Source organism: Pseudomonas sp. Irchel 3H9 (genome assembly GCF_900187495.1).
GTDB lineage: Bacteria > Pseudomonadota > Gammaproteobacteria > Pseudomonadales > Pseudomonadaceae > Aquipseudomonas > Aquipseudomonas sivasensis.
In genome coordinates this window covers 169,288-188,645 of the sequence record NZ_FYDK01000005.1, presented here as the reverse complement: position 1 = coordinate 188,645, position 19,358 = coordinate 169,288, and the positions used below count along the sequence as shown (strand labels likewise).

Genomic DNA, 19,358 nt, shown 5'->3' with positions numbered 1-19,358 from the left:
TAGTCTGTGATGCGCAATGCGCGCCTTACGCGTATGATTCGCGACCCTTTGCCGACCTATTCGGCCAAAGCCCCGCTTTCAACACTCTTCAGGCCACGCCTGAATCGACCCACCGGGAGGTGCTTAAGATGAACGATAAAGACCAGAACGACAGCCAGGAAATCGGCCCTGCAGGCGAAAAGCTGCAAAAGGTGCTGGCGCGTATCGGCGTGGGCTCGCGCCGCGACGTCGAAGCCTGGATCACTCAGAAGCGCATCAAGGTCAACGGCGTCGAGGCCACCCTCGGTCAGCGCGTCGATCTGCACGATGCAATCACCATTGATGGCAAAGTCATCAAGCGTGAAGAGGCCGCCGAATCGGTGCGCCGCGTGATCATGTACAACAAGCCCGACGGCGAGATCTGCACCCGTGACGACCCGGAAGGCCGTCCGACCGTGTTCGACAAAATGCCTAAGCCCAAAGAAGGCCGCTGGATCAACATCGGTCGTCTGGACATCAACACCACCGGCTTGCTGATGTTCACCACCGACGGTGAACTGGCCAACCGCCTGATGCACCCGTCCTACGAGATGGACCGTGAATACGCGGTACGTGTACGTGGCGAAGTCGATGACGAGATGATCGAGCGCTTGAAAGCTGGCGTCGTCCTCGAAGACGGCCCGGCCAAGTTCACCGACATCAAGCAGGCTCCAGGTGGTGAAGGTTTCAACCACTGGTACCACTGCGTGGTGATGGAAGGCCGTAACCGTGAAGTACGTCGCCTGTGGGAATCCCAGGGCCTGGTGGTGAGCCGCCTGAAGCGCGTGCGTTTCGGCCCGGTGTTCCTGAACTCCGACCTGCCGATGGGCCGCTGGCGCGAAATGAGCCAGTACGAAGTCGACATCCTCAGCGCCGAAGTGGGCCTGACGCCAGTTGCCATGCCGCAGATGAACGCCAAGAGCAAAGACAAGCTTGAGCGCATGCAGCGCAAATCGTCGCGTCCTGTGGCACGTACCGAGCGCGTAGCGCGCACTGTGCGCCCGGCGCTGGATGCGCCGGCGACTGGCGGGCGTATCTCCCGTCAGCCGCATATTGAAGGTGAGCGTCGTCCAACGGCCCCATCGCGTCAGGAAGGCGAGCGCGCACCGCGTGCACCGCGTCCTGCGCCGGCCGGTGGTCGCAGCAACCGTGGCGAAACGGATCGCCCGGCCGACAACGCCAGCACCAAGCGCCCAGCCAAGCCGGCGGCAAACAAGCGTCCCGGCCCGAAACTGGTCGCGGACGAGCCGTCGGGCAAGCGCCGTGGCGCTCCAGCGGGTTCGGGTCAGCGTCCGGGGTTTGGTCGCAAGAAGCCGCAGTGATGCAATAAGCGCTGCATAAAAAAAACGCCAACTGTTGAAGTTGGCGTTTTTTTTGCGGCGGGATTTGCGCCTGGAGCGTTTCACCGGATCGTTATTCGTCGAGTGATGGTGTGCGGTGTGGGCTAAACAGTTACCACCGGCGTTCACCACCGCGGCACTAGATTGAGCCCTGCACTCACTTATGCCACGAGGCGACGACCATGGATATCCGCATCAATCACCGCTACATGACCCGTGAACAGAAAGCCCTTTTTATCCAGGCCATCCTGCTGCTGAAAAACGACGTCCAAAGTGTCCTGCGTCCCGGACAGCAAATGCGCTATGACGATTACGTACAGGTTCACAGCAACGCCTTCGACGGCCCGGAGGCTTTCACGCCGATGCCGCACCGCTCGCCGCTGTTTTTCCCTTGGCACCGCGTATTCCTGCGTCAATTCGAGCGGGATCTGCAAAGCGCGGTTAACGATACCAGCGTCACCCTGCCATTCTGGGACTGGTCGATGGAGGGCTCAAGCAATCCATTCACGCCTGGCTTTTTGGGCGGCGATGGCGACAGTGCTCAAGCCCAGCGTGTAACGTCGGGCCCATTCGCTTATCAGGACGGGCGCTTTGAAATTCGCCAGGGGGTTCCGGAGGGGGATAAGGGCTTGCGCCGCGAACTGGGCGCAGGGCCCGGCGCGCATCTGCCGAACTCCGAACAAGTGCTGGATGCGCTGGCCAAGACGCCGTATGCCCCAGGGCCGGACAGTTGGGGCAATTTCTGTGAAGGCGTGCTGCATGACCCTGTGCATCGCTGGGTGGGCGGTAACATGTCGATGCCGTCCTCACCTAACGATCCGGTGTTTTTCCTGCACCACTGTTACCTTGACCTGTTGTGGGAGCGCTGGAAGCGTCAGCATCCCACCTCTTTGCCCTATTATCCGGTATCGGATATGCCTGGGCTGGACCGTCAGGCCACACTGGTCTTCCATGCTCCGAACAATCCCGCTCCTTGGCCGGAGACCTGGACTGTTGACAGCGTGATCACGACTGAGAGTCTGGATTACACCTACGGTGTGTTCACTTCAGTACCCGCATCCCTCGGCTCGCCGACGCTGACGACATGCGAGATGGGCTCGCAGAACGTGTGACTCTCCTCTGACACACCTGATCGATCAAGAAAACAGCAGCAGGCTTGCTCGCGCAGGCGGTGTGTCGGGCGCTTTACACAGGCGTTGTCATACGGCCTCGCGAGCAAACCCATACTGGGAATATCGTTAGAACGCAAAGGTGCCATCGAACACTGGCTTGTCATCCAGTGCCAGCACCCCACTGGCGAAGATCAGGTCCAAGTGATGGCTGCCTTTCTGCCCTCCACCTAGACCCAAGTGCAGCCCACAGTGGCGCTCCTCGAACCCGGCATTGCGCGCATACAAGTCTTTCACCCCTTCATTGGTGCCAATTCCCAATTCCTCCACCCGACGATTGGACGGGTTGGCGTTCAAGTATTTGTTGAAGTCATCCACCAGCCCGGGCACATCGCTGGCCACGCTGCAGACGGTCGAATTCTCAATCCACAGCTCCAGCGGTGATTGCAGCACGCCGTATTTGCGCGCGAACGGGATGGTGCTGAGAAAGGTGCCGACAAACCGTACCTGCCCGTTGATGGCCTCGCTGTGGGTGGCGATCTCACCGGGGGCAAGGTCGTGGTTGCCCACGCCGTTGATATTGGTCCACTTCTTGATGCTGCTCAGCGGCGCCTCAAGGCGTGAGCCGTGCTTATCGGTAAAGCTCAGCACATTCGCCTGGCCCATGCGCCGGATCAGCGTGGCGTTGAGGTCGGCAATGCGTTGCGGTTCGACGCTGAAGGTGTCGTAGAAGTAGTCACCGTAATCCTTGAACAGCAAGGACTTCTTCCAGTGTTCAGCCATCACACCCTGCAGGGCACGGATAAAGTCAGGGCCTTCGGCGCGAGGGTTGGGCAGGGTCGAGGAATCGTACAGAAACAGATACAGGTCACAGCCTTCAATAGCCTCGGCCAGGGTGTCGCTGGCGGTCAGGTCCAGGCGCTGCACCTGGAAGTTGAAGCGTGCGGCGTTGCTGTGGTTGATGGCTTGGGCGATGGCATCGTAGCGCTCGGTATGGCCCAGCAGTACGTTTGGGCAGTTCAGGCCGCTGAGGGCCGGGTGGTGGGCGAGGTAGTAGAGAAAGTGTTCAACGGCGCGGGCCTTGTCCATGACGTCTGTCCTTGTGTGCCTTGGGTAAGGGGGCAGGCGCCGTGCACAGCACCTGCCGGATGCCTGCCGGTTAGAAAGGCCACATCGCGGTGCCAAATGGCACTACGGCATCAGCTTGCATCATTTCTACGGCGGCCTCATGGGTCGGCGCTTCAAACCAGTCGTCGAGTTGCAGTTCGGTTTCCAGGTCGTTTTCCAGTGCTTGCATGGTGTATCTCCTAGAGGACGGTGTTTGAGAACTGCCTGCCAACGGGCGTCGCTGGCAAGTGGAATGAACCTAGGAGACCCTGTTGTTTAATGCAAAATATTTATTGACACGGTTTCATTTGGATTTTTTCTTCTGTTTTTTAGCGGGCGTTTTTTTCTGAGGAAATACAGTGAGCTGCCAGCGCCTTTTGCGCGGAAATTTCTTACCGCCAATTTTTCCAAAGATGACAGCTGTAACGCAGTGTTTCCGGTATGTAACGATTAGTTTACGAGTAAGTCTCGGCGTTGTTGGTCAACTCAAGGCTGTAAGGAATCCCTGACAGATCGTCGCACGCACCGTTCGGGGGCGGGCGTAAGCTGTCGAGCGGTGTACAATGCGCCGCGTTTTACTGTGACCCCCTTTGCGTAACCCGCAAAAGGCCAAGACCTCGGGGTTTGCCGACCCTGATCATTCCGCCTGGCCACGAGCCTGGCGGGTTCGATTTCGTCACAGATAAAAACAAACAGGTGACGCATGACCGTTAGAAAGACGCTGTACTCCTGGTGCCTTCGCTGGGGTTTGAGCGGCGCTGCTTGAGGCGGAATTCAAGTCAGCCACGTGCATTCACATCATCAAACCTTGCGTGAGACCCTTTTTATGAGTGGACCCAATTCCTCTTCAGGCGAGCTGAAACGCGGCCTGAAAAATCGGCACATCCAGTTGATCGCCCTCGGTGGCGCCATCGGCACCGGCTTGTTCCTCGGCTCGGCCGGGGTGCTCAAGTCCGCCGGCCCGTCGATGATCCTGGGCTATGCCATTTGCGGCTTCATCGCCTTCATGATCATGCGCCAACTCGGCGAAATGATCGTCGAAGAGCCGGTCGCCGGTTCCTTCAGCCACTTTGCCCACAAGTACTGGGGCGGTTTTGCCGGCTTCCTGTCGGGTTGGAACTGCTGGATTTTGTACATCCTGGTGGGCATGTCCGAGCTGACCGCCGTCGGAAAATACGTGCACTACTGGTGGCCGGAGATCCCGACGTGGGTCTCGGCAGCGGCGTTCTTCGTGTTGATCAACCTGATCAACCTGGCCAACGTCAAAGTCTTCGGTGAAGCCGAGTTCTGGTTCGCCATCATCAAGGTAGTGGCGATCGTCGGCATGATCGCCTTGGGCAGCTATCTGCTGGTCAGCGGCAGCGGCGGCCCGCAAGCCTCGGTGAGCAACCTGTGGGAACACGGCGGGTTCTTCCCCCATGGCGTGGGTGGCTTGGTGATGGCCATGGCGATCATCATGTTCTCCTTTGGCGGCCTGGAAATGCTCGGCTTCACCGCCGCCGAGGCCGATCAGCCACGCACTGTGATCCCCAAGGCGATCAATCAGGTGATCTACCGCATCCTGATTTTCTACATCGGCGCCTTGGTGGTGCTGTTGTCGCTGACGCCATGGGACAGCCTGCTGGCGACCCTTAATGCGTCCGGCGATGCCTACAGCGGCAGCCCGTTCGTGCAGGTGTTCTCGATGTTGGGCAGCAACACCGCCGCGCACATCCTCAACTTCGTGGTCTTGACCGCAGCGTTGTCGGTGTACAACAGCGGTACCTACTGCAACAGCCGCATGCTACTGGGCATGGCCGAGCAGGGCGATGCGCCCAAGGCCCTGGCCAAGATCGACAAACGCGGTGTACCGGTGCGATCCATCCTCGCCTCGGCGGCCGTGACCCTGGTGGCCGTGCTGATGAATTACTTCATCCCGCAACATGCCCTGGAACTGCTGATGTCCCTGGTTGTGGCCACGCTGGTGATCAACTGGGCGATGATCAGCTTCTCCCACTTCAAGTTCCGCCAGCACATGAACCGCACAGGCCAAGTGCCGCTGTTCAAGGCGCTGTGGTACCCGTATGGCAACTATGTGTGTCTGGCGTTCGTGGTGTTTATCCTGGTCATCATGCTGATGATTCCGGGGATCCAGGTGTCTGTGTATGCGATCCCGGTGTGGGTGGCGTTTATGGCGGTGTGTTACTGGATCAAGAACAAGCGCAGTGCCGAAGCGGCGCTGACTGCGGCAAGTGTGCTGAAGTAAGCCCGCTGGCATAAACAGGAAACCCGGCGCTTTGCCGGGTTTTTTGTTGGCGGGGCGGTGATTTGAGCGGATTTCGTCTCAATGATGCCAAACTGTTCAAAGGCGCCGTGATTTCCAAAGCCCAGGCGTCGATGTTGTTGTCCGAGTAGGGCTTGTCCGTTTCGTAAGGTTTTTGATTGATGCTGGTTATTTCCAACAACGTGCACCTGCCCGACGCCGAGATCGAGCTGACCGCCATCCGTGCCCAGGGCGCGGGTGGGCAGAACGTCAACAAGGTGTCGAGCGCGGTGCACCTGCGTTTTGACATTCCGGGGTCGTCGTTGCCGGAGTTCTACAAGGAGCGGTTGCTGGCGCTGCGCGACAGCCGGATCACCAGCGAAGGGGTGCTGATACTCAAGGCCCAGCAATATCGCACGCAGGAACAGAACCGTGCCGATGCGTTGGAACGTCTGGTGGAGTTGATCCTCAGCGCCACCAAGGTGGAGAAAAAGCGCCGGCCGACCAAGCCTACCCTGGGTTCGAAGAAGCGGCGCCTGGAATCCAAGACCAAGCGCGGCAGCATCAAGGCGGGGCGTGGCAAGGTCGACTTTTAGTCGCCGCGTGCCTCGCGGGCCAGGGGCGCTTGCCGGTAGAGGTACACGCTCAGCAGCAAGCCACCGAGGGCGGCGAGGGCGGCGAACAGGAAGATCGACGCAAAACCGAAGCCTGCCGCCACGGCCCCGGCCAACGGACCGGTGATGCCCAGGGACAGGTCGATAAACAGCGAGTAGGCGCCTACCGCCGAACCGCGGCTGGACGCGGGCACCAGGTTGACCGCTTCCACCCCCAGTGCCGGAAACACCAGTGAAAACCCGAACCCGCTCAATGCCGCGCCGGCCAAGGCCAGGTTGGCGTCAGGCGCCAGCCACAGCAACAGCAGGCCGAGGATCTCTACTGACAGGCACGCAATCGCCACGCGAAAGCCGCCGATGCGGTTGATCAAATTCCCGAACAGTAGCCGTGCGCCGATAAAACTGGCGCCAAACAGGCTCAGGGCCCACACCGCGTTATCCCAGTGCTGAGTGTTGTAATACAAGGTGATGAAGGTGGCGATGGTGCCAAAGCCGATGGACCCCAAAGCCAGCGCGCAGCCGTGGGGCAATACGCGGCCCAGCACGTTCATGAACGGTAAGCGCACACCGGCCACGATCGGCGCGGCAACCTTGTTCCAGGCCAGCAACAGGCCGACGACGGCCAGCAGGATAATGCTGACGCCCATGCTCCACAGCCCGAAATTCTTCACCAGCACTACGCCCAACGGCGCGCCGACGGCCAGCGCGCCATAGCTGGCAATGCCGTTCCAGGAGATGACCTTGGCCGTATTCGCCGCGCCAACTCGGCCGATGCCCCAGCCGATGGCGCCAGACCCCACCAGGCTTTCTGCGCTGCCCAGTACCAATCGACCGACGAGCAGGCTGCCCAGGCTGACAGCCGGCAGGTTTGAAAACCACGCAGCGAGCAACATGAACACGCCACTCAGGCCGCAGCCCGCCAGGCCGATCAGCACCGCGCGCTTGCTACCCAGGTTATCGATGATTTTGCCCGCGTAAGGACGGCTCAGCAGGGTGGCCAGGTATTGCACGCTGATCACCAGCCCTGCGATCACCGCGCCATAGCCCAACTCACTGTGGACATAGCCCGGCAACACGGCCAGGGGGATACCGATATTCAGGTAGCCGATAAAGGTGAACAACACGATGGAAACAACTTGCAGCGTGACCGCTATGGGGCGCTGGGTATCTGGCATGGGGAGAGGTCCACTGTCGCAGCAGGTAAAGATAGGCTGCTAATGATACCGGTGCTTTGACGTGTGCAGGGCGGTAAAACGCAAAAACGTCAGATCAAAAAGACGTCAGGTTTTGGTCGGGGCCAGTAATTGGGTGGTGACCAGAGCAGCCAAGGCGTTTTCCTGGGTACCGAAGCGCTTGAGCAGTACGGCTTGCTTGTCCGCGCTGAGGCGGTTCCACACCTTGACCATCTGCAAGGCGGCGTCGAGTACGGCGGTGTCCGGGGTATTGGGGAGGGTATCGGTCATGGTGGGGATCTCGGAGGATTCAGGCAGTGTGGAAAGCGCTCAAAGCTGCGCTTTCCACACGGTCTGGTACGGCGTCAGTCCTGGCTTTTGCTGTCGACTGGTTTTGCTTCTTTGGCCTCAGGCTGCTTCGCGCTGGCCTGCTGCGGTGTTGGCTGCTCAGTTTCGTGCAGGCTTGGGAAGGGGAGATTAGGTATCTCGTGCATCGTCGTCGCTCCTCGCAAGGTCTGTTTTTTCAATCGCAGGTGATTCCGCGCTCTCAAAAAGCTTTGGCAGGATACAGCACTGTAAATGACAAAAAGACTTTTATATCGGCGGATGCACGAACCTTTATGGCTTCACGCAAGTGACAAGAGGTCACACCGTTCAGAACGGCACCTTGCCCAGGATCATGTCGCGGTACATCACAAAATCTCCCAGCAGGCTGTAGAACGGGTGCTGAAAGGTTGCCGGGCGGTTCTTTTCGAAGAAGAAGTGTCCGATCCAGGCAAAGCTGTAGCCGGCAATCGGCACGGCCAGCAATAGGCCTAACGACCCCCTGCCAATGGCATAGGCCAAAATACCGATCACGAGGGTGGTGCCGATAAAGTGCAGGCGACGGCAGGTGCTGTTGGCATGTTCGGCCAAATAGTAAGGGTAAAACTCGGCGAAGCTATTGAATCGCTTGACGTTTTCCACGGTGACCGGCCCTTTTGATTGTTGTGCCGCCCAACAGATGTTCGGCGGGGAGCTTATTTGAGTCTAGAGTGATCAGTGGTAACAGCCAGTGACATTAGATGCCACTTTAGTATCCTTGAATTCCTGGCTGCCGTTATGAGCCTGCTTTATTAAGAAGACGCCATGAGCGAACGAACAACTTCTGCAAGCTGGGCGATGGGGATAGTCAAGGCACTGGAAATGGATGGTCTGGATTGCCGCGCCCTGTTCAAGCAACTGGGCCTTGACTACGCCGCCCTCAATGACCCCGATGCTCGGTTCCCGCAAGACTCCATGACGCGCCTGTGGCAACGGGCGGTCGAGCTGTCGGGCAACCCCGCGATTGGCCTGAACATGGGCAAGGTAGTGCGCCCGGCGTCGTTTCATGTGGCGGGTTATGCGTTGATGTCCAGTAACACCCTGGCCGAGGGCTTCATGCGGCTGGTGCGTTACCAGCGGATCATTGCCGAAAGCGCCGACTTGAGTTTCCGACTGCTGCCCGAAGGCTATGCGCTGATTCTGACGGTGCATGGCGATCATCTGCCGCCCACAAGGCAAAGTGCCGAAGCCTCTCTGGCCTGTGCATTGGCACTATGCGGCTGGCTGACCGGCCGTACCTTGCAGCCGCGTAAAGTCATGTTGCAAGGTGAACAACCGGCGGACCTGGAGCCTTATAAGCAAGCTTTCCATGCACCATTGGAGTTCAACGCGCCCTATGACGCGTTGATTTTCGAACGCGCCGACATGGACGCACCGCTGCCGACGGCCAACGAGGCGATGGCGTTGTTGCACGACCGTTTTGCCGGTGAATACCTGGCGCGCTTTTCCGAGAGCCGCGTGACCCACAAGGCGAGGCAAGTGCTGTGTCGTCTGCTGCCCCAAGGCGAACCCAAGCGTGAAGTGGTGGCCCAGACGTTGCACCTGTCCCAGCGCACCTTGCAGCGGCGTCTGCAGGAGGAGGGCACGAGTTTCCAGACCCTGCTCGACGACACCCGCCGCGAACTCGCCGAGCAATACCTGGCACAGCCGAGCATGACGCTGCTGGAGATTGCCTACCTGCTGGGCTTTGCCGATCCGAGCAACTTCTTCCGCGCGTTTCGCCGCTGGTTCGATACCACGCCCGGCGAATACCGGGCGCGGTTGCAAGACACGTCGACCGTCAGTGACGCCAGAACGCCGGGATGCACAGAACAAAGACTGTGATGATCTCCAGCCGGCCCAGCAGCATGCCCAGGGACAGGATCCACTTGGCCGCATCCGGCAGGCTGGAGAAGTTGCCCGCCGGGCCGATGGTTTCCCCAAGGCCAGGGCCGACGCCGGAGACGGTGCTGGCGGCGCCGGTGAGTGCGGTCATCCAGTCCAGGCCCAGGAGTGACAGGGCTAACGCGATAGCGCAGATGGTGATGGCAAAGAAAAACGAGAAGGTCAGGATCGAGCGCACGATCTCTTCGTCGAGACGGTGGCCGTTGTACTTCTGCTTGATCACCGCGCGGGGGTGAATCAGCTGGTTCAAGTTGGCCTTGAGCAGGATATAGGCGACCTGGAAGCGGAAGATCTTGATCCCGCCGGCGGTGGAACCTGAACAGCCACCGATAAAGCCCAGGTAGAAGAACAACATCAGTGAGAAGTTGCCCCACAGACTGTAGTCCCCCAGCGCAAAGCCGGTGGTCGTGACGACTGAGGTGACGTTCAACGCCACGTGCCGCAGTGCATCCAGCCAGTGCAGGTTGGTGGTCCACCAGTACCAGGTGCCGAGCACCAGCCAGGTCACTACCAGCAAACCGAGCAAGCCCTGTACCTGCTGGTCCCTGAGCAGCGCCCGGCGGTTGCCGCGTAAAGTGGCGACGTACAGGGTGAATGGCAGGCTGCCGAGGATCATCACCACCACCGCGACCCAATGCACCGCCGGTTGTTTCCAGTGGGCCAGGGATTCGTCGGAGGTAGAGAACCCACCGGTGGAAATCGCCGACATCGCATGGTTGATCGCGTCAAACAGGCCCATGCCGGCCCACCAGAACGCCAGGCTGCCGAGGATGGTGATGCCTACATACGCCGACACAATCAGCCGCGCCACCATGTGTGAGCGGGGCATAACCTTTTCCGAACGATCCGAGGACTCGGTCTGGAACAGGCGCATGCCGCCAATGCGCAGCAGCGGCAGGATCGCTACCGCCATGCCGATAAAGCCGATACCGCCCAGCCAGTGCAGCAGCGAACGCCACATCAGGATGCCCGGCGACATACTGTCCAGCCCGCTGAGCACCGTAGAACCGGTGGCAGTAATGCCGGACATGCTTTCGAAAAACGAGTCGGTGTAGCTGATGTGCTGGGTCAGCAAAAACGGTAGCGCGGCGAACACACACACCACCACCCAACTGGTAACCGTGAGCAGGTACATGTCCCGCGGGCGCAGGTGCACGTGCTCGGGGCGACCGGGGATTACAAGGGCAAGGCCAGCGATAAAGGTGATGAGGCTGGCCCACAGGAACGAGGGCAGGTCGCTGGTGCGTTCGAAGATCACCAGGGTGGCCATGGGCACGACCATGGCGATCGCGAGGGTGATCAGGAAGATGCCGATGATGAAACCGATGATGCGTAGGGTCGGCAACGCCATGAAATGAGCTCGAAATAGGGCAGAGGCGTCATTCTACCTAGGGTGCAGGGCATGTAAACCGGGCCTTGAAAGCGACGCAAATCAAATGAGGGAGGGGGCTTGCCCCCGATGGCGGTGCGTCAGCGAAGGAAATATCTGCTGAACCAGCGCTATCGGGGGCAAGCCCCCTCCCGCATTGGTTCCTGAGTGTTGGTACTGCTGTGAAAGGCAGGTAAAAAAAAGGCGACCCGAAGGTCGCCTCATTCAACACGGCACTGATCAGAACTCGTGATCAGCGTTATCCGGGTTCAGGTCGCTGATGCCCAGCTTGCCCGCTGCGGCTTCGATCGAACCGGTCTGCTTGACCAGCGAAGCAATCGCGTCGCGCACGATTTGGTTGCCTGCGTCGTTGCCGGCCGCGATCAACTGGTCGTAGTGCTCACCCTTGTTGGCATGATCAACGATGACCTGCATCTTGGCTTCGGTCGCAGCCAGGTCGGCCTTCAGAGCGGTGTCGGCAGCCGGATCGGCCTTGGCTACCAGGGACGACAGGCTCGCGCCGGTCATCTTGGTGCCGTCGACGCGGGTGTATTCGCCCAAGTAGACGTTGCGGATGCCTTTGGCGTCGTAGAACTGCGAGTTGTGGGTGTTATCGCTGAAGCAATCGTGTTCGTCTTCCGGCGAGTTGGCTTCCAGGGAAACCTTCATGCGCTCACCGGCCAGCTCGCCCAGGGACAGGCTGCCCATGCCGAACAGCATTTTGCGCAGCCCGTCGGTGGCAGGTTCTGCCTCCAGGGTGGCGCGGTAGTTGTCTTCGACGTTGGGTTTCCAGTTGCCGACCATTTCCTGCAGGTCGCTGACCAGCAATTGGGTCACGGCGCTGAGGTAGGCACGACGACGCTCGTTGTGGCCGCCAGTGGCGCCATCGCCGGTCAGGTAGTCCGAGGCAGGACGGTTGCCGGCGCCAGGGCCGGTGCCGTTCAGGTCTTGGCCCCAGAGCAGGAATTCGATGGCGTGGTAGCCGGTGGCGACGTTGGCTTCGGAACCACCCAGCTCGTTGAGACTGGCGAGTTTTTCCGGGGTGATGTCCTTCACGTCGATCTTGTCTTCGCCGACCTGGATCTCGGTGTTGGCGATGATGTTGGCAGTGGCGCCAGGGTTACCCAGGGCGTGCTCGTAGGATTTGTCGACGTAGTCGATCAGGCCTTCGTCCAGGGGCCAGGCGTTAACCTGACCTTCCCAATCATCAATGATGGTGTTGCCGAAGCGAAACACTTCGCTCTGCAGGTACGGCACTCGCGCTGCAACCCAAGCGGCACGGGCGGCTTTCAGGGTTTCGTCGTTGGGCTTGGCGAGGAAGGCGTCGATCGCGGTTTGCAGGGTTTTTGCGGTGGATTCGGCATCGCTGTACACCGCGAAGACCATATCGGCGTAATGCGCGACAACGGCCTTGGCAGCCGCTTCGTCGACCTGACCGGCAGGAGTGGCAGCCGCTGGAGCGGTGGTGCTGGCGGCCGGGGTCGGCGCCTGGGGCGCTGCGGCCTTGTCTTTACCTTCGCCGCAACCGGCGAGAGAAATGGCAATGGCCAGCAGACTGGCGGTGGCCAGGGGCATACGAATCATGGCGAACATCCTGCTTCGGTTGTTAATAGGGCACGCGGGGGCGCGCAAAACTGCAACATAATGCGAAAGATTTGCATTTTGTGTAAAGGGTTAAACGCGGGAAATATTCAGTATCGTTTTGCCACGTCAGAGAATGGCTGCGTTATTACGCTCAGCCTGCTTCAGAAAAACTGCCAGCTCCCGGGCCTGCAAGGGTTTGCTGTAGTAGTAGCCCTGACCTTCATGACAGCCCTCAGAGATGATGTAGGCCTCTTGCTCGGCGGTTTCCACGCCTTCAGCGATGACCTGCATGCCCAGGCTTTTGCCCAGTTGGATAATCGCCCGCACGATGGTGGCATCGTCGTCGTCGTCCAGCAGGTCTTGGACGAAGCTTTTGTCGATCTTGATCTTGTCCAGCGGCAGGCTCTTGAGATAGCTGAGCGATGAATAGCCGGTGCCAAAGTCATCGATGGCGATCAACGCCCCGGAGCGGCGCAGGCTCAGCAGGTGTTGGGCGGCGGTGCTGATGTCTTCCATCAGCCCGGTTTCGGTAACTTCCAACTCCAGGCTGCGCGGCGGTAAACGGTAAATCTGCATCAGGTTATTGACCACCCGCGGCAATTCGGCGTGGTGTAACTGCACGGTGGACAGGTTGACCGCCATGCGCAGGTCGATGAAGCCCTGGTCATGCCATTCGCGCAATTGCCGGCAAGCCTGGTCCAGCACCCATTCGCCGATCGCAATAATGGTGCCGTTCTGTTCGGCCAGCGGGATAAACAGGTCCGGCGGCACCAAGCCGTGTTCTGGATGTTGCCAGCGGATGAGCGCTTCCACACCTACCACATGCTGGTCGCGATAGCTGATCTGCGGTTGGTACACCAGGTGAAACTGGTCGCGTCCCAGGGCTTCCCGCAGGTCTTTCTCCAACTCACGGCGACGGCGCATCTCGCTGTCGACGCTGGCGATATAAAACTGATAGCGGTTGCGCGAACGGCTCTTGGCCAGGGTCATGGTCTGTTCGGCTTTTTGCAGCAGCTTCTCGGTGCTGTCACCGTCTTCCGGGAACAGGGTGATGCCGATCGTGGCCCGCAGACGAATCTGTTCGTGGTCGAGGGCGAATTCCCCTTCCAGATCGTCGAGGATACTTTGCGCCAGTTCGGCGGCTTCATAAGGCTGTTCGATATCGGCCTGTACCAGGGCGAACTGGTCACCCCCCAAGCGGGCGAGCGCGCCGAGGCGGCCGCTGTGGGCCCGCAGACGGTCGGCCAGGGCGAGTAGCAATTTATCGCCGGCCTGGTAGGTGAACTGCTCGTTCACGCTTTTAAAATCATCCAGCCCCACGCACAACACCGCTACGCGGCGCTGACGGCGGCCGGCGTCGATCAGGATCTTGTCCAGTTGCTCCTGCAGTTTCTGGCGATTCGGCAGGCCGGTCAGGAAATCATACTGGGCCATGCGCAGCAGGCTGCTTTCTGCTTCGTGGCGCAGATGGGTATTACGTTCGATAGATTCGAGTAACTGATTGGCGGTATTGATCCACAACCCTAATTCGTTGCGTTCATGGCCCTTGAGCTGCGGGATCTTGTGTTCGCTGGGGCGGTCCGGGTTGATCGACGTTAGGTGCCCGATAATCCGCGACAGCGGCTTGGTCAGCAGCCAGTGATACACCAAGTACAACACCAGGCCCATGGCCAATGCGCGTAATACCCCGGAAATAAAGATGATCACTGAGCTGACAATAAAGCCTTTGCCATAGGTGGCGGTGTCGAGGGTAATGCTCAGGTCGCCGTAGTACTCGCTGTAGGGGCCTTTGCCGACCAATGCGGTGGTGAACGTGCGCTCCTGTCCCAGAATCAGGTCGGTCAACCAGCGGCTGGAGGAATGCTGCAAAGCGCGGCTTTTTTCCGCGAGCATGGTTTCGTTGGGATGGCCGATGGAGGCCATGCGCACGGCATCGTCCTGAAACAGACCTTCAATCACCTGCATACCCATCTCGCGGTCCAGGCTGTAGACAGCCTGGGTCGAGGGGTCGCGGAACATGTCGAGGATGCGCTGGGCATCTTCGGCCACGGCCTGGCGCGTCTTGTAGGCATCGAAAACGATCTGCGCCACGCTCAGCGCAACGCCCACGACCAATGCCGACAGCAGCACAACCCGTAGCAACTTCACCGACAAGCTGTTTTTGAGTTCCAGCTTCAAAGGGGCATTCCTTGTCTCATGCGGGTGGCCTTCAATATGCCATGAGTATTGGCAATCTGGTGATGGCAGTCAAAGGAACATTGCAGGGAGAAGGGGATGGATGTTTTGTTCGGGCAGGGGGCAGGAAAACGGCGGATTTGATCCGCCGTTATTTGTTACGCGTGCGAGTGCGAAGGGGCGTCAAGCGGGTGGCGGATTAAAACTCAATCTTTGGCGGGGCTGGTGGCTGTTGATCCGCCCCTAACTGAGGAGCCTTGGCGCCCAATATGTCCTTAACCACATCCATCCCTATTTCCGCCGCTTTACCCAGGACAGGCAAGAGCGCGGAGGCTGCGCCGCCGATCATCGACATTGGATTCATCACTGATTCTCCGACATTGAGTGAGAGGTGTATTCCTCTCACCGGTTGGGTGGCGTATTCCGCTTATTGAGTTCCGCACTTCCCGGTCGGTCCAGAGTCGACGCCCACAAAAAAGCCCGGCAATCGCCGGGCTCTTTCTACTGCAAGGGTTGCTTAGGCAGTGAAGGTTTTGCCTTCGAACTGCTCAGCCACGAACTTCCAGTTGACCAGGTTCCAGAACGCTTCCACATACTTTGGACGTACGTTGCGGTAGTCGATGTAGTAGGCGTGTTCCCAAACGTCGCAGGTCAGCAGCGGGGTGTCGCCGCTGGTCAGCGGGTTGCCGGCGCCGATGGTGCTGGCCAGGGCCAGGGAACCGTCAGCCTTTTTCACCAGCCAGCCCCAACCGGAACCGAAGGTGCCGACGGACGTCTTGGTGAACTCTTCCTTGAACTTGTCGAACGAACCGAACGCAGTGTTGATGGCTTCAGCCAGAGCGCCGGTTGGTTGGCCGCCGGCGTTTGGCGCCAGGCAGTTCCAGTAGAAAGTGTGGTTCCAGACCTGAGCGGCGTTGTTGAAGATGCCGCCCGAAGAAGATTTGACGATCTCTTCCAGAGTCTTGCCTTCGAACTCGGTGCCAGGCACCAGGTTGTTCAGGTTCACGACGTAGGTGTTGTGGTGCTTGTCGTGGTGGAACTCCAAGGTTTCCTTGGAGATGTGCGGCTGCAGGGCATCGTGTGCGTAGGGCAGCGGCGGCAATTCGAAAGCCATGATGATTCTCCTAATCAGGTCAGTTGCGGTGAGCGCAAGGCCGATCACGGGCGGCCAAACAAGCGCCGGGGAGTTTGTACTCTTTGCGGCGCAGGGGCAGGATCATAGCACCGGGGGTGCGGCAAAACCACGCAACAACTGTGTGGGATAGAGGTTCCAGAGCCTTTTGGAATAAGTTCATGGCGCGCTTATTAATTGGTAAGCCACGCTGAACATCATCACTGCCACCACCAAGTCCAGCAGCCGCCATGTGGCCGGGCGTGCGAGCCAGGGGGCCAGCCACGCGGCGCCGAGTGCCAGGGTGGCAAACCACAGGAATGATGCACTTGCGGCCCCTGCTACGTAGGCGCCAGGTTCGGTCTGTTGCGCGCCGAGTGAGCCGATCAGCAGCACCGTGTCCAGGTAAACGTGGGGGTTGAGCAGTGTCACCGCCAAGGCACTGAGCATCACCGCGCGCAACGAGCGCACTTTGAGGTTGCCGCCTTGTTCCAGGCTCTGTGTCGAGAACGCCCGACGCAGTGCCAGGGTGCCGTACCACAACAGGAAGGCCGCGCCGCCCCAGCGGGCAACCGCCAACAGCAGCGGGTTCTGCGCAAGGACCGTGGCCAGGCCGAACACCCCGGCCGCCACAAGTAGCGCATCACACACCACGCACAACGCCGCCACCGGCAGGTGATGTTCACGGCGCAGGCTTTGCGCCAATACAAAAGCGTTCTGCGTACCGATGGCCATGATCAGTCCCAGCGCCACCAACAGCCCATTCAGATAGCTTTGCCACATAGGGTTTACTCCGAGTCCGTAGCCAGTTGCCGCAACACATGCATCGCGCGTTCTGCATCGGCCCGGCCGACAAATAGATGGTCGTGGTAGTAGCCGGCAATCACGTTACAACTGATCCCAGCCTTGCCCAGCGCACTGGCGAAGGCGGCCGTCAAGCCAACGGCTTCCAGGGCTGAATGCACATTCAGGGTGATCCAGGCGGCTACGTAATCGAAGGCCAACCCAGCGTGTTCGGCTTGCTGGCGTTCCAGGATCAGCGTCAGGCCTTCCTGTTCACGGAAGCTGCCGATCACTTCGCATCCTGCCGGGATGTTGTGATCGGGCAGGGTGCAGAACACGTAATCACCGTCATTGAGGTGAGGGCTCATACTGCGCAACAGGGTTGCCAGGGCGGTTTCGCCGGCCATGTGAGATTCCTTAATAGAAGTAAGCAATGCTGGTCATTCTCACGGGCTTACCTGTATAAGAAAAACCAATACTGCTGATCGCTCATTAGAGAAACTGATGTTCGACTATAAATTGCTTTCCGCCCTGGCGGCGGTGGTGGAACAGGCTGGCTTTGAACGAGGCGCCCAAGTGCTGGGGCTGTCGCAATCGGCGATTTCCCAGCGCATCAAATTATTGGAAGCGCGCATCGGCCAGCCGGTGCTGGTGCGCGCCTCACCGCCGACGCCGACCGATATTGGGCGACGTCTGCTTAACCATGTGCAGCAGGTGCGCTTGCTGGAGCGCGATCTGCAAAGCCAGGTGCCCGCGCTGGACGAAGAAGGCATGCCCGAACGCCTGCGCATCGCCCTCAATGCCGACAGCCTTGCCACGTGGTGGGCTGAGGCCGTCAGTGACTTCTGCGCCGAACAGCATTTGCTGCTGGATCTGATTGTGGAAGACCAGACCGTTGGTCTCAAACGCATGCGCGCTGGTGAAGTGGCTGCGTGTATCTGCGCCAGCGAACGTCCGGTGGCCGGCGCCCGCAGTCTGTTGTTGGGCGCCATGCGCTATCGGGCCCTCGCCAGCCCGGCCTTTGTTGCCCGTCACTTTCCACAGGGAGTGCGCGCCGATCAACTGGCCCGCACACCAGCGCTGGTGTTTGGTCCGGATGACTTCCTACAGCACCGCTACCTGGCATCCCTCGGCGTGGACGGTGGTTTCGAACACCATTTATGCCCATCGTCCGAAGGCTTTATCCGCCTGGCGGAATCCGGGCTTGGCTGGGGGTTGGTGCCTGAACTGCAGGTGCGCGACCAGCTGGAAAAGGGTGTGCTGGTGGAGTTATTGCCAGATAAGCCCATCGATGTGCCGTTGTACTGGCATCATTGGCGCAGTGGCGGGCAGTTGTTGGGCCTGCTGACCGACCACCTGGCCCACGCATGTGGCCAATGGTTGGTGCCGTTGGACTGAGAGCGGTCGTCAAGGCAACAGCGATGAAAAACGAAAGAACACGGGGTAATACATGAAGATTCTGGTCACCGGCGCAAGCGGCTTCATCGGCGGGCGCTTTGCGCGTTTCGCCCTGGAGCAGGGCCTGGACGTGCGGGTCAACGGGCGGCGCGCCGAGGGTGTGGAACACCTGGTACGGCGCGGCGCCGAGTTTATCCAAGGTGATCTGAACGACGCCGACCTGGTGCGCGACCTGTGCCGCGATGTCGAAGCCGTGGTGCACTGCGCGGGTGCGGTGGGACTGTGGGGGCGTTACCAGGACTTTCACCAGGGCAACGTGCTGGTCACCGAAAACGTCGTTGAAGCCTGCCTTAAACAGCGGGTTGGGCGCCTGGTGCACCTGTCGTCGCCTTCGATTTATTTTGATGGCCGCGATCATCTGGGCCTGACTGAAGAACAAGTGCCAAAACGCTTCAAACATCCCTACGCTGCGACTAAATACCTGGCGGAACAAAAGGTTTTCGGTGCCCAGGAGTTCGGCCTTGAAGTGCTCGCCCTGCGCCCGCGTTTCGTTACTGGTGCCGGGGACATGAGTATTTTCCCGCGCTTGCTGAAAATGCAGCGCAAGAAGCGCCTGGCGATCGTCGGCGACGGCCTGAACAAGGTCGACTTCACAAGTATCCATAACCTCAACGAAGCCCTGCTCAGCAGTTTGCTGGCCCCCGGTTCGGCGTTGGGGCGGGCCTACAACATCAGCAACGGCGCGCCAGTGCCGGTGTGGGATGTGGTGAACTACGTGATGCGCCAAATGGAACTGCCTCAGGTCACCCGGTATCGGTCCTACGGCTTGTCCTACAGCGTGGCGGCGCTGAACGAGGCAGTCTGCGCACTGTTGCCCGGGCGCCCCGAGCCGGCGTTGACGCGCCTGGGCATGCAGGTGATGAACAAAGATTTCACCCTCGACATCAGCCGCGCCAGGCATTATTTGGATTACGAGCCGAAGGTCAGCCTGTGGACCGCCCTCGACGAGTTCTGCAGTTGGTGGAAGGCGCAGGATCCGGGGCTCAAATAAGGTCACACCAGGCAACACATCGGGAACCGAATTCAGGG

At 59.7% G+C, this 19,358-nt stretch carries 18 protein-coding genes; 7 read left to right on the top strand and 11 right to left on the bottom strand.

Features of this window, described 5'->3' with window-relative positions; translation table 11 throughout:
* The first annotated feature begins 128 nt into the window (after positions 1-128).
* Both rluB and CKW32_RS19570 read left to right on the top strand, forming a co-directional pair.
* The gene (rluB, locus tag CKW32_RS19575; RefSeq protein WP_095185744.1) at positions 129-1,340 is read left to right on the top strand and encodes a 23S rRNA pseudouridine(2605) synthase RluB; all 1,212 of its coding nucleotides are present in this window, start codon (positions 129-131) and stop codon (positions 1,338-1,340) included.
* A gap of 200 nt (positions 1,341-1,540) precedes the next feature.
* Positions 1,541-2,470: a tyrosinase family protein gene (locus CKW32_RS19570; RefSeq protein WP_095185743.1), complete on the top strand. Its 930-nt coding sequence runs from the start codon at positions 1,541-1,543 to the stop codon at positions 2,468-2,470.
* A gap of 126 nt (positions 2,471-2,596) precedes the next feature.
* On the opposite strand, the gene CKW32_RS19565 is transcribed toward CKW32_RS19570, so the two are convergent.
* Together CKW32_RS19565 and CKW32_RS28330 are read right to left on the bottom strand one after the other, a co-directional pair.
* On the bottom strand, positions 2,597-3,556 hold the full coding sequence (locus tag CKW32_RS19565; protein WP_095185742.1) for a leucyl aminopeptidase: 960 nt from the start codon (positions 3,554-3,556) through the stop codon (positions 2,597-2,599).
* 70 nt (positions 3,557-3,626) lie between these two features.
* Positions 3,627-3,764, bottom strand: a complete 138-nt coding sequence (locus CKW32_RS28330) for a hypothetical protein (protein WP_003175756.1) — start codon at positions 3,762-3,764, stop codon at positions 3,627-3,629.
* Positions 3,765-4,400: 636 nt separating this feature from the next.
* Between CKW32_RS28330 and CKW32_RS19555 the strand changes: the two genes are divergently transcribed.
* Together CKW32_RS19555 and arfB are read left to right on the top strand one after the other, a co-directional pair.
* On the top strand, positions 4,401-5,819 hold the full coding sequence (locus tag CKW32_RS19555) for an amino acid permease (protein ID WP_032890982.1): 1,419 nt from the start codon (positions 4,401-4,403) through the stop codon (positions 5,817-5,819).
* 179 nt (positions 5,820-5,998) lie between these two features.
* Positions 5,999-6,412, top strand: a complete 414-nt coding sequence (gene arfB, locus CKW32_RS19550; RefSeq protein ID WP_095185741.1) for an alternative ribosome rescue aminoacyl-tRNA hydrolase ArfB — start codon at positions 5,999-6,001, stop codon at positions 6,410-6,412.
* On the opposite strand, the gene CKW32_RS19545 is transcribed toward arfB, so the two are convergent.
* From CKW32_RS19545 to CKW32_RS19535, 3 genes are all read right to left on the bottom strand, one after another.
* Positions 6,409-7,605 (bottom strand): MFS transporter, encoded by a 1,197-nt coding sequence (locus tag CKW32_RS19545; RefSeq protein WP_095185740.1) that lies wholly within the window; start codon positions 7,603-7,605, stop codon positions 6,409-6,411. The two genes, arfB and CKW32_RS19545, sit on opposite strands and share 4 nt — an antisense overlap.
* Positions 7,606-7,710: 105 nt before the next feature.
* Complete coding sequence (locus tag CKW32_RS19540) at positions 7,711-7,893, bottom strand: hypothetical protein (RefSeq protein ID WP_095185739.1); 183 nt, start codon at positions 7,891-7,893, stop codon at positions 7,711-7,713.
* A gap of 363 nt (positions 7,894-8,256) precedes the next feature.
* A complete protein-coding gene (locus tag CKW32_RS19535) occupies positions 8,257-8,568 on the bottom strand; it encodes a DUF962 domain-containing protein (RefSeq protein WP_032890988.1) in 312 nt (103 codons plus the stop codon).
* A gap of 162 nt (positions 8,569-8,730) precedes the next feature.
* On the opposite strand from CKW32_RS19535, the gene CKW32_RS19530 reads away from it, so the two are divergent.
* A complete protein-coding gene (locus CKW32_RS19530; RefSeq protein ID WP_032890989.1) occupies positions 8,731-9,789 on the top strand; it encodes an AraC family transcriptional regulator in 1,059 nt (352 codons plus the stop codon).
* Here CKW32_RS19530 and CKW32_RS19525 read toward each other — a convergent pair.
* The 6 genes from CKW32_RS19525 to CKW32_RS19500 form a co-directional block, all read right to left on the bottom strand.
* Positions 9,746-11,200: a TrkH family potassium uptake protein gene (locus CKW32_RS19525; RefSeq protein ID WP_095185738.1), complete on the bottom strand. Its 1,455-nt coding sequence runs from the start codon at positions 11,198-11,200 to the stop codon at positions 9,746-9,748. The genes CKW32_RS19530 and CKW32_RS19525 overlap by 44 nt on opposite strands.
* Before the next feature lie 258 nt (positions 11,201-11,458).
* On the bottom strand, positions 11,459-12,802 hold the full coding sequence (locus CKW32_RS19520; protein WP_032890991.1) for an imelysin family protein: 1,344 nt from the start codon (positions 12,800-12,802) through the stop codon (positions 11,459-11,461).
* Between the two features lie 126 nt (positions 12,803-12,928).
* On the bottom strand, positions 12,929-14,980 hold the full coding sequence (locus CKW32_RS19515; protein WP_095185737.1) for a bifunctional diguanylate cyclase/phosphodiesterase: 2,052 nt from the start codon (positions 14,978-14,980) through the stop codon (positions 12,929-12,931).
* 514 nt (positions 14,981-15,494) lie between these two features.
* The gene (locus CKW32_RS19510; protein ID WP_032862548.1) at positions 15,495-16,091 is read right to left on the bottom strand and encodes a superoxide dismutase; all 597 of its coding nucleotides are present in this window, start codon (positions 16,089-16,091) and stop codon (positions 15,495-15,497) included.
* A gap of 177 nt (positions 16,092-16,268) precedes the next feature.
* Positions 16,269-16,871 carry a LysE/ArgO family amino acid transporter gene (locus tag CKW32_RS19505; protein WP_032890993.1) on the bottom strand — a complete coding sequence of 201 codons (603 nt, stop codon included), beginning with the start codon at positions 16,869-16,871 and terminating at the stop codon, positions 16,269-16,271.
* A gap of 5 nt (positions 16,872-16,876) precedes the next feature.
* Positions 16,877-17,278: an ACT domain-containing protein gene (locus CKW32_RS19500; protein ID WP_032890994.1), complete on the bottom strand. Its 402-nt coding sequence runs from the start codon at positions 17,276-17,278 to the stop codon at positions 16,877-16,879.
* A 97-nt stretch (positions 17,279-17,375) separates the two neighbouring features.
* Between CKW32_RS19500 and CKW32_RS19495 the strand changes: the two genes are divergently transcribed.
* Both CKW32_RS19495 and CKW32_RS19490 read left to right on the top strand, forming a co-directional pair.
* Positions 17,376-18,269 (top strand): LysR family transcriptional regulator ArgP, encoded by an 894-nt coding sequence (locus tag CKW32_RS19495; protein WP_095185736.1) that lies wholly within the window; start codon positions 17,376-17,378, stop codon positions 18,267-18,269.
* 52 nt (positions 18,270-18,321) lie between these two features.
* Positions 18,322-19,320, top strand: coding sequence for an NAD(P)-dependent oxidoreductase (locus CKW32_RS19490; RefSeq protein ID WP_095185735.1), 999 nt, complete (start codon positions 18,322-18,324; stop codon positions 19,318-19,320).
* Positions 19,321-19,358: the final 38 nt, after the last annotated feature.

What these genes read in the sequence shown, in the direction of transcription:
- CKW32_RS19565 (WP_095185742.1), bottom strand. Translation starts at nt 3,556, where the DNA reads ATGGACAAGGCCCGCGCCGTTGAACACTTTCTCTACTACCTCGCCCAC.
- CKW32_RS19545 (WP_095185740.1), bottom strand. Translation starts at nt 7,605, where the DNA reads ATGCCAGATACCCAGCGCCCCATAGCGGTCACGCTGCAAGTTGTTTCC.
- CKW32_RS19530 (WP_032890989.1), top strand. Translation starts at nt 8,731, where the DNA reads ATGAGCGAACGAACAACTTCTGCAAGCTGGGCGATGGGGATAGTCAAG.
- rluB (WP_095185744.1), top strand. Translation starts at nt 129, where the DNA reads ATGAACGATAAAGACCAGAACGACAGCCAGGAAATCGGCCCTGCAGGC.
- CKW32_RS19570 (WP_095185743.1), top strand. Translation starts at nt 1,541, where the DNA reads ATGGATATCCGCATCAATCACCGCTACATGACCCGTGAACAGAAAGCC.
- CKW32_RS19490 (WP_095185735.1), top strand. Translation starts at nt 18,322, where the DNA reads ATGAAGATTCTGGTCACCGGCGCAAGCGGCTTCATCGGCGGGCGCTTT.
- CKW32_RS19555 (WP_032890982.1), top strand. Translation starts at nt 4,401, where the DNA reads ATGAGTGGACCCAATTCCTCTTCAGGCGAGCTGAAACGCGGCCTGAAA.
- CKW32_RS19495 (WP_095185736.1), top strand. Translation starts at nt 17,376, where the DNA reads ATGTTCGACTATAAATTGCTTTCCGCCCTGGCGGCGGTGGTGGAACAG.
- CKW32_RS19525 (WP_095185738.1), bottom strand. Translation starts at nt 11,200, where the DNA reads ATGGCGTTGCCGACCCTACGCATCATCGGTTTCATCATCGGCATCTTC.
- CKW32_RS19520 (WP_032890991.1), bottom strand. Translation starts at nt 12,802, where the DNA reads ATGATTCGTATGCCCCTGGCCACCGCCAGTCTGCTGGCCATTGCCATT.
- arfB (WP_095185741.1), top strand. Translation starts at nt 5,999, where the DNA reads ATGCTGGTTATTTCCAACAACGTGCACCTGCCCGACGCCGAGATCGAG.
- CKW32_RS19510 (WP_032862548.1), bottom strand. Translation starts at nt 16,091, where the DNA reads ATGGCTTTCGAATTGCCGCCGCTGCCCTACGCACACGATGCCCTGCAG.
- CKW32_RS19505 (WP_032890993.1), bottom strand. Translation starts at nt 16,871, where the DNA reads ATGTGGCAAAGCTATCTGAATGGGCTGTTGGTGGCGCTGGGACTGATC.
- CKW32_RS28330 (WP_003175756.1), bottom strand. Translation starts at nt 3,764, where the DNA reads ATGCAAGCACTGGAAAACGACCTGGAAACCGAACTGCAACTCGACGAC.
- CKW32_RS19500 (WP_032890994.1), bottom strand. Translation starts at nt 17,278, where the DNA reads ATGGCCGGCGAAACCGCCCTGGCAACCCTGTTGCGCAGTATGAGCCCT.
- CKW32_RS19540 (WP_095185739.1), bottom strand. Translation starts at nt 7,893, where the DNA reads ATGACCGATACCCTCCCCAATACCCCGGACACCGCCGTACTCGACGCC.